Annotated in this window: 12 protein-coding genes and 1 tRNA gene; 8 read left to right on the forward strand and 5 right to left on the reverse strand. The window is 34.4% G+C overall.

Going from position 1 to position 14,742, the window contains the following annotated elements:
* Positions 1–79: 79 nt before the first annotated feature.
* Positions 80–2,779 carry a zinc-dependent metalloprotease gene (locus QLS65_RS05245; protein WP_282715658.1) on the forward strand — a complete coding sequence of 900 codons (2,700 nt, stop codon included), beginning with the start codon at positions 80–82 and terminating at the stop codon, positions 2,777–2,779.
* Between the two features lie 50 nt (positions 2,780–2,829).
* On the opposite strand, the gene pth is transcribed toward QLS65_RS05245, so the two are convergent.
* The 3 genes from pth to QLS65_RS05260 form a co-directional block, all read right to left on the reverse strand.
* On the reverse strand, positions 2,830–3,504 hold the full coding sequence (gene pth / locus QLS65_RS05250; RefSeq protein WP_282713337.1) for an aminoacyl-tRNA hydrolase: 675 nt from the start codon (positions 3,502–3,504) through the stop codon (positions 2,830–2,832).
* Between the two features lie 348 nt (positions 3,505–3,852).
* Entirely contained in the window at positions 3,853–4,464 is a 612-nt protein-coding gene (locus QLS65_RS05255; protein ID WP_282713338.1) for a 50S ribosomal protein L25/general stress protein Ctc, read from the reverse strand.
* Positions 4,465–4,549: 85 nt separating this feature from the next.
* A complete protein-coding gene (locus QLS65_RS05260; protein ID WP_099713818.1) occupies positions 4,550–5,491 on the reverse strand; it encodes a ribose-phosphate pyrophosphokinase in 942 nt (313 codons plus the stop codon).
* Between the two features lie 219 nt (positions 5,492–5,710).
* Between QLS65_RS05260 and QLS65_RS05265 the strand changes: the two genes are divergently transcribed.
* The 7 genes from QLS65_RS05265 to QLS65_RS05295 all read left to right on the forward strand — a co-directional run bounded on the left by QLS65_RS05265 (position 5,711) and on the right by QLS65_RS05295 (position 11,560).
* Positions 5,711–5,790: transfer RNA gene (locus QLS65_RS05265), tRNA-Leu, on the forward strand.
* Positions 5,791–6,019: 229 nt separating this feature from the next.
* Positions 6,020–7,939: a glycoside hydrolase family 97 protein gene (locus tag QLS65_RS05270; RefSeq protein WP_282715661.1), complete on the forward strand. Its 1,920-nt coding sequence runs from the start codon at positions 6,020–6,022 to the stop codon at positions 7,937–7,939.
* A 397-nt stretch (positions 7,940–8,336) separates the two neighbouring features.
* Positions 8,337–8,726 (forward strand): hypothetical protein, encoded by a 390-nt coding sequence (locus QLS65_RS05275; RefSeq protein ID WP_282715663.1) that lies wholly within the window; start codon positions 8,337–8,339, stop codon positions 8,724–8,726.
* A 242-nt stretch (positions 8,727–8,968) separates the two neighbouring features.
* Complete coding sequence (locus tag QLS65_RS05280; RefSeq protein WP_282715665.1) at positions 8,969–9,496, forward strand: hypothetical protein; 528 nt, start codon at positions 8,969–8,971, stop codon at positions 9,494–9,496.
* A 170-nt stretch (positions 9,497–9,666) separates the two neighbouring features.
* Positions 9,667–10,047: a hypothetical protein gene (locus tag QLS65_RS05285; protein ID WP_282715667.1), complete on the forward strand. Its 381-nt coding sequence runs from the start codon at positions 9,667–9,669 to the stop codon at positions 10,045–10,047.
* A gap of 22 nt (positions 10,048–10,069) precedes the next feature.
* Positions 10,070–10,717: a hypothetical protein gene (locus tag QLS65_RS05290; RefSeq protein WP_282715668.1), complete on the forward strand. Its 648-nt coding sequence runs from the start codon at positions 10,070–10,072 to the stop codon at positions 10,715–10,717.
* Between the two features lie 180 nt (positions 10,718–10,897).
* Positions 10,898–11,560 carry a hypothetical protein gene (locus tag QLS65_RS05295; RefSeq protein WP_282715670.1) on the forward strand — a complete coding sequence of 221 codons (663 nt, stop codon included), beginning with the start codon at positions 10,898–10,900 and terminating at the stop codon, positions 11,558–11,560.
* Positions 11,561–11,843: 283 nt separating this feature from the next.
* On the opposite strand, the gene QLS65_RS05300 is transcribed toward QLS65_RS05295, so the two are convergent.
* Together QLS65_RS05300 and araA are read right to left on the reverse strand one after the other, a co-directional pair.
* Positions 11,844–13,025: an aldose epimerase family protein gene (locus tag QLS65_RS05300; RefSeq protein ID WP_282715672.1), complete on the reverse strand. Its 1,182-nt coding sequence runs from the start codon at positions 13,023–13,025 to the stop codon at positions 11,844–11,846.
* A gap of 111 nt (positions 13,026–13,136) precedes the next feature.
* Positions 13,137–14,645 carry an L-arabinose isomerase gene (araA, locus tag QLS65_RS05305; protein ID WP_121340714.1) on the reverse strand — a complete coding sequence of 503 codons (1,509 nt, stop codon included), beginning with the start codon at positions 14,643–14,645 and terminating at the stop codon, positions 13,137–13,139.
* Positions 14,646–14,742: the final 97 nt, after the last annotated feature.

The following is a 14,742-nucleotide window of genomic DNA, read 5'->3' on the forward strand; positions in this document are numbered from 1 at the left end:
ATTTGATTTAAAATATCAAAAAATTGAATCAATCATTGCTATAAATGATTTAATTTTGAGGTTTAAATATCATAAAATTATGAGAAGAATTATACTGTTTTTTATAATTATTTTTTACAATTCAGCAATTCATTCCCAAGAGGGATCTTTTTGGAAAAGAATTGCCCAAGATAATGTTGCAGTTTCTGACAGAATAAATGTTAAACCAATTGCTGATAAGCAGTTATTGTTTAATTTGAATGAAGTTGCATTAAAAAAATCGTTGGAAGTACTTCACAATAAAGAAGGAAAACAGAGTAGAATTGAAATTACTATTCCAAATATGAATGGTGATCTAGAAAAATTTTCAGTTTGGGAGTCCTCTAATTTTGAACCGGAATTGCAAGCACAAAATCCTACCATAAGAGCTTATAATGGTATTGGAATTACAGATCTAAAAGCGTCTCTTTATTTCAGTTTATCCCCAAAAGGTATCCAGACTATGATTCTCAGAGGGGAAAGTGGCTCAGAATTTATCGAGCCCTATTCTAAAGATAATACTACTTATGTTCTTTTTGATTCCAAAAGCAGGGTTTCAGGAAGTTTGCCTTTTACATGTAAAACGGAAGATGTAGCTTTGAATAAACAACTCTTAAATAAGACCGGTAAAATTGGTGCAAATAATAAAGTTTTTAAAACCTTAAGGCTGGCTTTGTCTTGTACGGGTGAGTATACTGCATTTCATGGCGGTACTGTTGCAAATGCTTTGAGTGCTATGAATGCTACTATGACAAGAGTTAACGGGGTTTTCAATAAAGACTTAGCCGTAAAACTGAATATAATCGCAAATAATAATCTTTTAATTTACACTGATGCCGCCACTGATCCATATTCAAATTCCACTGAAGGCGCAGCTGGGAAATGGAACCAAGAATTACAAAACAATTTAAATGCCACAATTACGGATACGGGGTATGATATTGGTCATTTATTTGGTGCAGATGGAGGTGGAGGAAACGCAGGTTGTATAGGTTGTGTGTGTGTAAATCCTACTGTCGAATTTCCTATGGCAAAAGGAAGTGCTTATACTTCACCAAGTAATGCAGTACCTCAAGGAGACACTTTTGATATTGATTTTGTAGCGCACGAAATGGGACATCAATTAGGTGCAAATCATACGTTTTCTTTCGAGATTGAAGATACTGGCGTAAATGTGGAGCCAGGCAGTGGTTCTACTATTATGGCATATGCAGGAATTACTTCGGGCTATAATGTTCAAAATAATTCAGATGATTATTTTGCTTATGCAAGTATAAAGCAAATACAGGATAATCTTCTTTCTAAAACTTGTCCCGTGAGTACTGTTCTTGCTAATAATCCTCCAATAATTAATGCTGGTTTAGATTATACTATTCCTAATGGTACTGCTTTTAAGTTAACTGGAACAGGATCAGATACGAATGGAGATGTGGTTACCTATTGCTGGGAACAAAATGACACGGCTGTTAGGACTGTAGATTCTACGATAAACGAGGAGGGTGATTTCAGCTTTGCATCGCCGACAAAAATTTACGGACCTAACTTTAGATCTTTTTACCCAAGTAATACACCAGTACGCTTTATGCCTGCTTTGAGTTCGGTTTTGGCAAATAAGCTGACAACCACATGGGAGTCGGTTTCTACAATTGAAAGAGCGCTTACTTTTACATTGACGGGCAGAGATAATGCGGCTCTTGGAACTGCGCAAACAAATACGGATGAAATGGTGGTAAATGTCAGTGGTACAGTAGGTCCATTTGCAGTAACTTCTCAAAACACTGAAAATTCCGCTTGGATTCAAGGAACGACCCAGACAATAACTTGGGATGTAAATAATTCCAACACTCTGATTGGTTCAACGAATGTAAATATCAAACTCTCAACTGATGGAGGATTAAATTTCACTACAGTTTTAGCTTCAAATACCCCAAATGACGGTTCGGAAACAATTACGGTTCCAAATGTAGCGTCTAAAGATTGTAGGGTTTTAATTGAGCCAACAGCAAATATTTATTATGCTGTAAATAGCAAATCCTTTGCTATTGGTTATTCAGTTTCTTCATCTTGTGTTACTTATAATTTTTCAGCCCCGTTTCCTATACCGGAATCTACTACTTATGCAACGAGAACTATTACTGTACCGGCTACGACTGAAGTCATATCTGATGTGAATTTTTCAGTTGCTTTTACACACACCTATTTGTCAGATGTGCAAATAGAGGTTGTAAATCCACAAGGGACCGCAGTAAAGTTATTTGAAAGAAGTTGTGGCTCTTTAAGTCGTAGTTTGGTTTTGAATTATGATGATTTAGGAACGCCACTTGATTGTGGAGTAACAACAGCTCAAACTGCATCACCATTTGAATTATTATCTACATTTAATGGACTGAGTCCTCAGGGGAATTGGACTTTGCGTGCTCGTGATTTGGATCAGAATGATGTTGGTACAGTTAATTCAGCCTCAATAACAATTTGTACAAAAACGTATACTTTGGCAACACCAGATTTTGAAATTAATAATTTTGTTGTATATCCAAATCCAAATAAAGGGGATTTTAGTGTTCAATTTACGAGTGCATCATCAAATGGGGTAAAGGTATTGGTACATGATTTATTAGGCAGAAAACTTTTTGAAAATAAATTTGAAAGCAATTCTAATTTTAACGAAAACATCCAATTGAAAAACATCCAACCAGGACTTTATTTATTGACGGTGATTGATGGAAGCCGAAAAGAAGTGAGAAAAATTGTGATTGAGTAATCAAAATTAAAACACAAAAAGAGGGAAACGTCTATGATGTTTCCCTCTTTTTATTTTCCGTTAAATGCGGTCATTGTGTTTTCCAGTCCAGCGGTTCCAAATGATTTTATAATCTCCGAAGCCAGTTCTAATCGATCAGGAAGTGCCAGTTTCTCAGCGTCATCCCATTCGCCAAGAACATAGTCAACTTGTTTTCCTTTCTTGAATTCGTCGCTGATTCCAAAACGGAATCTAGTGTAGTTTTGCGTATTCAGCACCAGATTGATGTTCTTTAATCCGTTGTGTCCGCCATCACTTCCTTTTGGTTTAATGCGGATGGTTCCAAAGGAAAGATTCAAATCATCTGTAATCACAAAAATATTTTCTAATGGGATGTTTTCTTTATCCATCCAGTATTGAACTGCTTTTCCACTTAAATTCATGTACGTGTTAGGCTTTAAAAGAAAAAAAGTTTTTCCTTTTAATTTGTATTGAGCAAGGGAACCTAGTTTTACGGTTTCAAAAGAAATCCCTTCTTTGCGAGCCAAAAAATCCACTACTTTAAATCCGATGTTATGCCTTGTGTTTACATATTCGGCGCCAATGTTACCGAGGCCAACTATTAAAAATTTATTACTCACGCTTTCTATGTTGTTTTTTGTGTGTTCTTGAACCTCTGGCTTGATACAACCTGTATTGTCTTCTGTTTTTGTTGATGAGAATAAATTTGAAATCCATTTTATCATGTTGCAAAAGTAAACTAATGGCAATTATTAGAGCAAAACCGTTTCGCTTTTTTTGAATTTTTTAAACCATAGAAGGGATTTAAGTTCATTTAAATTAGAAAGAGAAGAATTGCGGGATAGATAGCTTTAAAAAATCGTTATGGAGAACTAAAGTGGTTCTGGATAGCCCTTATGGAAGTGACATCCTTTTATGCCTTTTTTTGGTATGAAAGATAGAACGTACAGCAGGAGGAGTGTTGTTGTGAAAATGGATAGCTGTGCTCCTGAATAGAATCTGAAACGAGTTCAGATTAAATAAAAAAAGCACCAGTTTTACAACTGATGCTTTCTTGAATGATTGAAAAAATATTATTTTTTCTTTCCTTTTGCAGGAGCTTTTGCTGCTTTTGCTGCTTCTTGAGCTGCTTTCATAGCCGCACGAGAAATCTTCACTTGACAAATAACTGTATTGTCTGGGTGCATGATTTTGAAGTTTGGAGTAGGTACTTTAGTAACGTATAATTTGTTACCCATGTCAAGTGGCGTAATGTCAGCTTCAACGAAATCTGGAAGATTTTTAGGTAATGCTTTTACTTTTAATTTACGGTTGTTCAAACGTAAATCTCCACCTGCCATAACTCCTTTAGAGTTACCAACGATTTTTACTGGAACTTCCATAGTGATTTCTTTGTCATCAAAAATTTGAAAGAAGTCAATATGTAAAATCTTGTCAGACACCGGGTGAACCTGAATGTCTTGTAAAATAGCGTTAAATGATTTTCCTTTTCCAAGATCGATCTCAACTGTGTGAGCGTTTGGAGTGTAAACCAAGTTTTTGAAAGCCATAACTTCTGCTGAGAAATGAACTGCCTGATTTCCTCCGTATAATACGCAAGGAACCAATCCAGCATTACGTAGGGCTTTAGTTGCTACTTTACCCACGCTTTCTCTTTCTGATCCTTTAATTGTAATCGATTTCATTGTAAAAAAAATATAGTTATTAAATAATATTACTTGTTTGTGTTTTTTTAGTTAACCTTGCTAATTCCCCTTTAGGGTTAGAGATTTACATTATAAACTTTCCACTAATGGAATTGTTGTGGTGCACCATGTGCATAACTTCAGCAAAAAGAGGTGCACAACTTAACACTCTTATTTTGTTTGATTCTTTCTTCAACGGAATAGAATCGGTAACTATTAATTCGCTCAATTTTGAGTTTTCAATTTTTTCGTAAGCCTCGCCAGATAAAATAGCGTGGGTACAAATTGCTCTTACGCTCAAAGCTCCTTTTTCTATCATTAAATCGGCGGCTTTCGCCAAAGTGCCTCCGGTATCAATCATGTCATCTACTAAGATTACATTTCTACCTTTAACCTCGCCAATTAATTCCATCGTGTCAATCACATTAGCAGCTTTTCTCTGTTTGTAGCAGATAACCACATCTGAATTTAAAAATTTAGAATAGGCGTAAGCTCTTTTAGAACCTCCCATATCAGGAGATGCAATAGTCAAATTGTCTAAACCTAAACTTTCTACATATGGTAAAAAGATAGTTGAAGCAAAAAGATGATCCACTGGTTTTTCAAAGAATCCTTGAATTTGATCAGCATGCAAGTCCATTGTCATTACTCGTGTTGCCCCAGCGCTTTCTAATAATTTCGCTGTCAATTTTGCCCCTATCGGAACTCTAGGCTTGTCTTTTCTGTCTTGTCTTGCCCATCCAAAATAAGGAATTACTGCAGTTATATGTCTTGCCGAAGCACGTTTTGCAGCGTCAATCATTAATAACAATTCCATCAAATTATCTGCATTTGGAAAAGTCGAACAAACAATAAAAACGCGTAATCCTCTGATAGACTCTTCATATGAAGGCTGAAATTCACCATCGCTGTATTTTGACATGGTGACTTTCCCTAATGGGATTCCGTATTGCTCTGCTATTTTTTCTGCAAGATAGACACTTTGTGAACAAGCAAAAATTTTAGCTTCTGGTTCTAGGTGTGACATTAATTTGTTGTTTTGTAGTTAGTTAGTGTGTTTCGTTTTACCGAGGTGCAAATTTATAAAATTTATTCAACTCTGAAAGGAAAAAATTAAGTATTTTTAGTAGAACATTTAATATTATTTTTTACATTTGCACCGTGTTAAAGGAATTGATGGTTGATTTAAACACAATCACATCTTTTATTGCGTTGGAATAACTGTTGTTATTTCATGTCTAGCTAAGCCCGGATGGCGGAATTGGTAGACGCGCTGGTCTCAAACACCTGTGGGAAACCGTGCCGGTTCGACTCCGGCTCCGGGTACAAAAACCGCTTCGAAAGAAGCGGTTTTTTTGGTTTTAGATGGTTTTTTTCTCCTGAAATATCCATTAATATGGCGTTAATCACTTGATTATCGGTTCGCTTATAGCAGTTTTATACCCCAAAACGTTTTTTTTGTGATATTCTAAATAGAGTTTGAAAATTTTAACGATATCGTTATTTATACAATTTTATTTTTGTATTCTTGTAAGTGTAAATAAAACACTTAATTATGAAAAAAATAGTTTTGTTAGCTTTTTTGACGCTGTCATTGTCTTCATTTGTGGGGAAACCAACCCGTTATTTTTTTGTCAATTCGGATAAAACAATAAAAATTGAATTTAGTCTAAACCTAAAGAAAACGCCTTCTTACAAGGTTTTCTTCAAAGATAAATTGGTTGTTAATACTTCTGATTTGGGGATTGTCAGAGAAGACGCTAATTTTTATTCGGATTTAAAGATAGTGGCCGTTTCTAAATCGAAACCAATTCAATCCAACTATTCGATGCTGCAAGGGAAACGAAAAAAAATTGCTTATGCTGCAAATCAATACACCGTTAGCTTGCAAAACAATAAAGGGGAAAGAATGAATGTTATTTTTCAACTATCCCACGATGGAATTGCGTTGCGATACCATTTTCCAGAAACTTCTACAGCTATTAAAAAAATAACAGAAGAGAAAACTACTTATAATTTTGACACCACCACAAAAGCGTGGTTGCAACCCATGTCCAGAGCGAAAACGGGATGGAAAGAAACCAATCCTTCCTATGAAGAGCATTATGCGATGGACGTTCCCGTAAATACAAAACCTGCCATAGGCGAAGGTTGGGTGTATCCGGCTTTGTTTCATGCCAATGATACTTGGGTTTTGATTTCCGAAACAGGATTGCAAGCCAATTATTGCGGCAGCCGATTGGTGTTTAATGACACATCAAAAGCGATGCAGGTAACTTTTCCGCAAAAAGAAGAGATTTTCCCTAACGGGGCTTTAAATCCGGAATCTGTTTTGCCTTGGTACACACCTTGGCGCATTATTACTATTGGGTCACTTAACACCATTACCGAAAGTACAATGGGAACAGATCTAGCCGATCCGTCAACGGTTGCAGACACTTCGTTTATAAAAAGCGGAATTGCGTCTTGGAGCTGGGTTTTGCTGAAAGATGAATCGGTTAATTATGAAACTACCCATAAATTTATTGATTATGCCGCTGCTATGAATTGGCCGTATTGCTTGATAGATGCCGATTGGGATACTCGAATTGGCGATGAAAAAATGAAAGAATTGTCGGCTTACGCCAAAGGTAAAAACGTGAAACTACTCGTTTGGTACAATTCATCCGGATCCTGGAACAGCACGGAATACCATCCAAAAAGTAAATTAATCACCCATGCTGACAGAGTTCGGGAGTTTACCAGACTTAACGAAATGGGAATTGCGGGAATCAAAGTTGATTTTTTTGGTGGCGACGGACAATCGATGATTGCGTATTATCATGATATGCTGACCGATGCTGCGGCGCATAAATTAGTGATTAATTTACACGGAGCAACTTTACCCAGAGGTTGGCAACGCACCTATCCAAATTTGCTTACGACTGAAGCGGTAAAAGGATATGAATACATTACTTTTTTTCAAGATATTGCGGACTTAGCCCCAACACATTGTGCCATGCTCCCTTTTGCTCGAAATGTTTTTGACCCAATGGATTTCACGCCAATGGTTTTGGATTATATTCCAAATATTACCCGAAAAACAACTCCAGCATTTGAATTAGCCTTGCCCGTTTTATTCTTATCCGGAATTCAACACATCGCCGAAACGCCTGACGGAATGGCTAAAATGCCTGCTTATGTAGTCGATTATTTAAAAGACATCCCGACGAATTGGGATGATTCTAAATTTATTGATGGGTATCCGGGAAAGTACATTATCATGGCCAGAAGGAAAGACAATATATGGCATATCGTTGGGATCAACGGGGAAACCACTGCCAAAGAAATAGAAATTGATTTGTCTTTTGTGACTAATTCCAAAGGTTTTAGTATCGCCGAAGACGAGAACGGATTTCAGCAAAAAGCCGTATCAAAAAGTACAAAACTAAAAGTAACTATGAAACCTCATGGAGGGTTTGTCGTGAAGATTTAGTTTTTTCAGGAGCTATTTCCCGCTTTACACTGCAATCTTTTCTTAATCCTGTCAGGGCTAGGGAATCCTGCATGTCCAATACCTTATTTCTAATCTAGATTACAATTGTTAAAAGGCTTCCTAAATAAAGCTACTTTTAGTAATTTGTAATAAAAATATTATTTATACATTTGATTGAAATAAAGTCTGACAGTTTACAGACTTATCAACCTCTATTTGGGGTGATAGGTCTGATTTTATCAGACCTATATGCTAGTTATGCGGGAGTTATGCCGAAATTACGCAGATAAAAACAATTTGAAAATAAAGATCTGTTTCCGCAGAAAATATCTAAACGGAAACTTAAAATTATAACAGCAATTTTTAAAACCACGAACAGAGATAACTAAGAAAAATTATGATGAAGAATCTACTTTGTTTAATAATATTAATATTTTTTAGCAACTGCGACAGAAAGAAAACTATAAAAGTAGAATTAAATGCATCGCAATTAATTCCAAAAGGCGAATGGATAAGTAATTCTGATTCTCTATCTGGAATTAGCATTCGAGAAGATAAAATTGCCTTTTTTAAAAATATGGAATTCAAAAGCGAGGATATTTATAAATATAAAATTGTAGATTCAGTTGAATACGAAAATGAAACGAAAAAAATTCTTTCAACATACTTGGTAACTTATGATGATGCAGATACAATTAAATATAAAATTAATGCTCGGAAAAGCTCTGTGATTACATTAAGACTAAAAGAAAATATAATCGAAACTTTCAAGTTGAAAAATAAATAATGAGAAGCCGAAAATTTAAAATTAGAATTTGCCGACAGAAGCGTGATAAATTTACGGTTCAATTGGAATTTCGACAAAATAACCCCCGCATAACACACGCTACAAGCAATTTGGGGATTTAGTTAAATTTAAAGATAGTTTTGTATTTGGTAAATTTATGTTTATCCGAAGATTTGGCTTCTTTAATCCCAAACTGCTTGTAGCGCGAGAACGTTAGTGGCAAGTTTAACAACCTCGCATAAATGATGAAATTTGAAATACCTTTTGACGAGAATATTTACAGACAACAAATTGAATTAACTTTCAAGATTGCTTGGGAAAAATACTTTGGTGAAACTAAAAAAACAGCTATAGTTGCGGTTATTTTTATCCTTCTCGGAATTGTAATATTATATGGAAAAGGAGATATTGGAGGTTTGTTTTTAATTTTAGGAGTAGTTTCAGGAATTAGTGCAATAATTCGATTTAATAAGTATAAGGAAGCAAAAAAGACAACTGAAAGAATAACTATTGAAAGTATACAAAAGTGGAATGAAAATCCAATTAGTGTATGGGAATTTGAAAATAGTTATTTTAGATTTGAATTTTATGGTGGTGATTATAAAATCAATTGGGATAATTTTAAATATTTCAATGTAGATAATCAAACTGTATTCTTTGGTTTCAAAGAAAATACGAATTGGTATTCATTATCAGAAAGTGAAATTAGAAAAGAAAATTTCGATAAGGTAGTTGATTTCGTTGCATCTAAAATAAAAACCAGCGACTAACAGCCGTTTGGTGAGATTGGGGTTTTAAGCTGAATTTAAAGATGGTTCTGTATTTGGAAAATTTGCGTTTAACCGAAAAATCTCGCATCTTTATTTCCCAACTTCGCCAAGGGTCAGAACGTTGTGCGGCACTTTCGAGCGACAGCGAAAAAACTAAAATAGTTACAAAAATGAATATTGATATTTTACTTTATATAATTTTCATAATTCCAATTCTTATAGTTGGATTGCAAATAGAAAAACTAAATCACAAAAAAACATTTATAATTTGGATTTTATTGGCAATTTTTTTGATTTGTATTGGGATAATGATTGAAGATAATTCTAATAATGAAATAAGAAGTATTAGCTATTTTGGTTCTCAAATGCTTTTTATATTTCTAATTATTCACAAGATTACAAGAGATATTTACTTTAAAATATTTAAAAGAGAACCGGAATTTGGAAAATTCCCAAAACACAAAATCGATATTATTTATACATTGATATTAACATCAGGAACAATGGTTTTACCATTTCTTATCGATAGTTACGTATTGAAAAAATTCTGAATTAAAAACAGCAAAATAAAATATGGAAAATTTAGTTAGGCAACTTTTAGAAACAGAGTTTAGAGAATATAAACAATATCATTTATACATTTTGATTGGTTTTACACTTATAATTGCGTTGTTTCAAGTAATACAAACATTAATCGTTACCAATAAAGTTGAGAAATATAAAAATGATTTAAAGAAATCAGAAATTAGGTTTTCAAGATATAACGAATTACAAATTAATGCATTGAGAAAAATATATCATCAATTAGCAACGTTTCAGTTAGCAAATAATCTTTTGTTCAAAAATGGAACTAATAAAATTGGTCATACCAAATTTGAGAATAGAATTAATGAATGGATTAAAAATTATTTAGATTGTGCTAACGAATTAGCAAGAGAAAAAATATTGTTACCAAAAGAAATTAAAGAATCGTTCTCAAAAACCATAAAAGATTTTGATGAAATAAAATCAGTATTAATAAATGAAAGGGAAAATTTGAATTATCTTGAAATGGCCTATTCTGGAAATTGGAATTCTATGTATGAATTTGAAGGTAATGAACTTGCAATCATCACACAAAAATTGAATATAATAAAAGAAAAAGATTCAATAAAAAATTCCGACAAACACATCAGAGAATTGAGAGAGAAAATAGAAGCGGTATTTCAAAAAATGGAATAAATAAAAAAGCGATCGCACAACAGCCGTTACAAGAGATTTGGGCAATTGGCTTTATTTAAAGTTTGTTTTGTACTTGGAAAATTTGTGCATAATGGAAAAAACTAGCATCTTTAATCCCAAACCTCTTGTAGCGCCAGAACGTTAGTCGTAATTTAAAAAACACACTACTCAACTTCAATTATGAAAAAAATAATCATTTTACTTTTATTGAATATTTCACATTTTGCATTTTCTCAAAACATACGCGAAATAGATTCTGTTTCTATTATAATGTGTAATTCGTTAATAAATTCAGGAAATATCAAAAACGATACTTTACGAATTAGTTCTTTATATCAAGAGCAACTAAATCCATATCTAAAAACTTTAGAAAGTTCAAAAGCTGAAAAATTTAGTGAGTTGTTATATTATAGGCTGCAAAGAAATTGCGTGGAATTTAGAGAGTTACTCGACCGTTTAGAACCTCCAAAAGAAAGTGTTGGTAGAAAAACAATAAAAACAATTTCCAAATTGACAAAAAAGCAAATTGAAGATTTTAAGAAACAAGCGAACTTTAAATATTTTGAAGCAAGTGGCGATATAACTTTATCTATTATGGAAAATGGAAAATGGACAGATAATTTTGCAGATAAAACTTATTCAAAACTCGATTACAATTGGATTAGCAATACCGAATTTGAACTAATCTTTATTGAAAGTAATAACGAAACTAGAAGCGGTTTCAGTGTTGCAGGCGATAAGCTTGTTTATAATGTTATTTCAAAAGAAGCAGATTATTATTTAGTGAGTGTAAATATTCCCGGTCAAAAAGAATTTGAAGAATTCAAGTTGTATATTAATTAATAAAACTACGCCTAATACCGGTTTCGCAAGATTTGGGCAATAGGCTTAATGGAAAGTTGGGTTTGTATTTGGGATGATTTGTCAAATCCTCTAGCTATCGCAAACTTTTCGCTCGCAAAGAAGAAAGTTATCTAGCACAACACTAAAATAGCAGTATTAAATTACCATAAAAAAACCCCGAAAGTTTTACTTTCGGGGTTACTAACTAGTTCCATATTTAAACCAAACCATTCAACTTATTTATGGGAATAGAAACTAATCTATTAAATTAGTTAGTGTATTGTTATTTAACAGAGAATTTAAAGCTTGTTTTAGTTTTATAATTCTCACCTGGATTCAAGACCGTAGTTGGAAAATCTTTTTGATTTGGAGAATCTGGATAGTGTTGTGTTTCTAGACAAAAACCAGTTCTGCGAGCATACGTTCCGCCATTTCTCATGGGTAAAGTACCGTCTAAGAAGTTACCGGAATAGAACTGTATTCCTGGTTGGTCCGTGTACACTTCCAATAATCTTCCGCTTCCGGCATCATAAGCCGATGCTGCAAAACGCTCTCCTTTATCTTGATTGTTCAGTACCCAGCAATGGTCGTAACCCAATCCGTTTTTCAATTGTTCGTCTTTCGCTTCGATTTGTGCACCCACTTTTTTCGCTTTTCTGAAATCAAAAGGTGTATTGGTTACATCGGTCAATTTTCCTGTTGGAATAAGTGTTGCTGCAACCGGAACTAATTTATCTGCATCGATAGTGATTTCATGATCTAAAATTGGTTTAGAAAAATCAGAAGACAAGTTGAAATACGAGTGTTGTGTTAAGTTTACCACCGTTTTTTTATCGGTAGTTGCTTCATAAACCACGTCCAATGAGTTGTCATTGTTCAAGGTGTAGGTTACAAAAACAGTTAGATTTCCAGGATATCCTTCTTCCATGTCTTTACTCACATACTTCAATTTTAGCGAAGCATTGTCTCCGGATTTTGCTTCTTCGGCAGTCCAAACCACTCTGTGAAAACCTTCTGGTCCTCCGTGCAAAGCATTAGGATCGTTGTTGATGGCCAAAGCATATTCTTTTCCGTCCAAAGTAAATTTTCCCTTTGCAATTCGGTTTCCGTATCTTCCGATAAGGGCTCCAAAATACGGATTTGGTTTCATGTATTGTTCCAATGAATTAAAACCAAGCACTACTTCTTCTGATTTTCCGGCTTTGTTAGGCACTTTCAAAGAAGAGATAATTCCACCATAAGTGATAATATCCACTTCCATTCCTTTTTGGTTTTTCAGTTTGTAACTGTCAATTTTTTCACCTTTTGGAGTCGTTCCATAAGCTGATTTTTCGATAGTTACCACATCAGTAGCTTTTGCTTCTGTAACAGTTTCTTCCACTTTTTTATCGCTTTTGCATTGAATATTCATACTGGCCAAACTTACTATGGAAATTCCGTAAATGCAACGTTTTAATACATTCATAATGATTCGTTTTTTAGTTTTTTAAAAGTCTTAAAGTCTAAAGTTTAAAAATTAACTAAAACTTCAATCCTGTACATTAGGACATTAAGACTTTATGACATTAGACTTAAATTATAGACCGTGCTGAAACAAATGATAATAGGCTTCGTTAGCATTAATTTTATCCTTAAAGTCCCTAACGGTTGTTTTTTCATCGATAACAAGCAATTCTATACCCGCAATATCGGCAAAATCTTCCATATATTCAGTTGTCAAAACTTGGCTGTAAACCGTATGGTGTGCTCCACCTGCTAAAATCCATGTAGTTGCAGCAATATCAAGGTCTGGTTTACAATCCCACAAGACGCGAGCAACAGGAAGTTTAGGCAAATCGGCCATTGGCGCTACCGCTTCTACTTCGTTTACAATCAATCGGAAACGGTTCCCCATATCAATCAAGGAAGCGTTGATAGCATTTCCTGCAGCAACATTAAATACCAAACGAACTGGATCTTCTTTTCCTCCAATGCCTAATGGGTGTACTTCACAAGAAGGTTTTGCATCAGCAATTGAAGAGCAAATTTCCAACATGTGAGACCCTAAAACATACGATTTTTGAGGCGTGAAATGATACGTGTAATCTTCCATGAAAGAAGTTCCTCCTTCAAGACCTACATTCATTACTTTCATTGCACGGAGTAAAGCGGCGGTTTTCCAGTCGCCTTCTCCACCAAAACCGTATCCATCTGCCATAAGACGTTGCACAGCAATTCCCGGAAGTTGTTTTAAAGAACCCAGATTTTCGAAAGTATCAGTGAAAGCACCAAAACCTCCTTCTACAAGAAATGCTCTTAATCCTATTTCTATTCGGGCAGCTTCTAGCAATGAATCTCTTTTTTCTCCTCCTTTTTGAAGGGCTGGAGCCAAAGTATAAGACGCTTCATATACTGCAACTAATGCATTCGTATCAGCATCAGAGACTTTGTCAATGTGTTTAGTAATATCTGAAGAGTCGAAACCATTTACCGAAAAACCAAAACGGATTTGGGCTTCGACTTTATCTCCTTCAGTTACTGCAACTTCGCGCATATTGTCTCCAAATCTTGCCACTTTTAAGTTTTGGAACTCATCCCAACCTAAAACGACTCTGGACCAAATGCCTAATTTCTTTTGAACGCGTTCGTCTTCCCAATGTCCAACAACCACTTTACGTTTTTTACGCATTCTGGACATGATAAAACCAAACTCTCTGTCTCCGTGAGCCGATTGGTTTAAATTCATAAAATCCATATCCATAGAAGCCCATGGAATTTCAGCGTTGAATTGTGTATGCAAATGGCACAATGGTTTTTTAAGAATATTTAAACCGCCAATCCACATTTTAGCTGGCGAAAAAGTATGCATCCAAGCAATAATACCAATACAGTTTTTGTTCGAATTGGCCTCTAAACATACATTTGTAATTTGTGCTGGAGATTTCACCACATCTTTATATACAATTTTCACTGGTATATGAGACGAAGCGTGTAACCCTTTTGCAATATGTTGGGAATGCTCTGCTACTTTTCTTAGCGTTTCTTCGCCATATAATTCTTGGCTGCCTACTACAAACCAAACTTCTTTTTGAGATATATCTATCATTATTTTATTATTTTATATAGTATTGAATAACATTGTTTTACCTATTCTGGAAAATAACATTGAGTTATAAAATGATTTAAGATTTTTGATTTCAGAA

It is taken from the genome of Flavobacterium algoritolerans (assembly GCF_030010385.1).
GTDB classification, from domain to species: Bacteria; Bacteroidota; Bacteroidia; order Flavobacteriales; family Flavobacteriaceae; genus Flavobacterium; species Flavobacterium algoritolerans.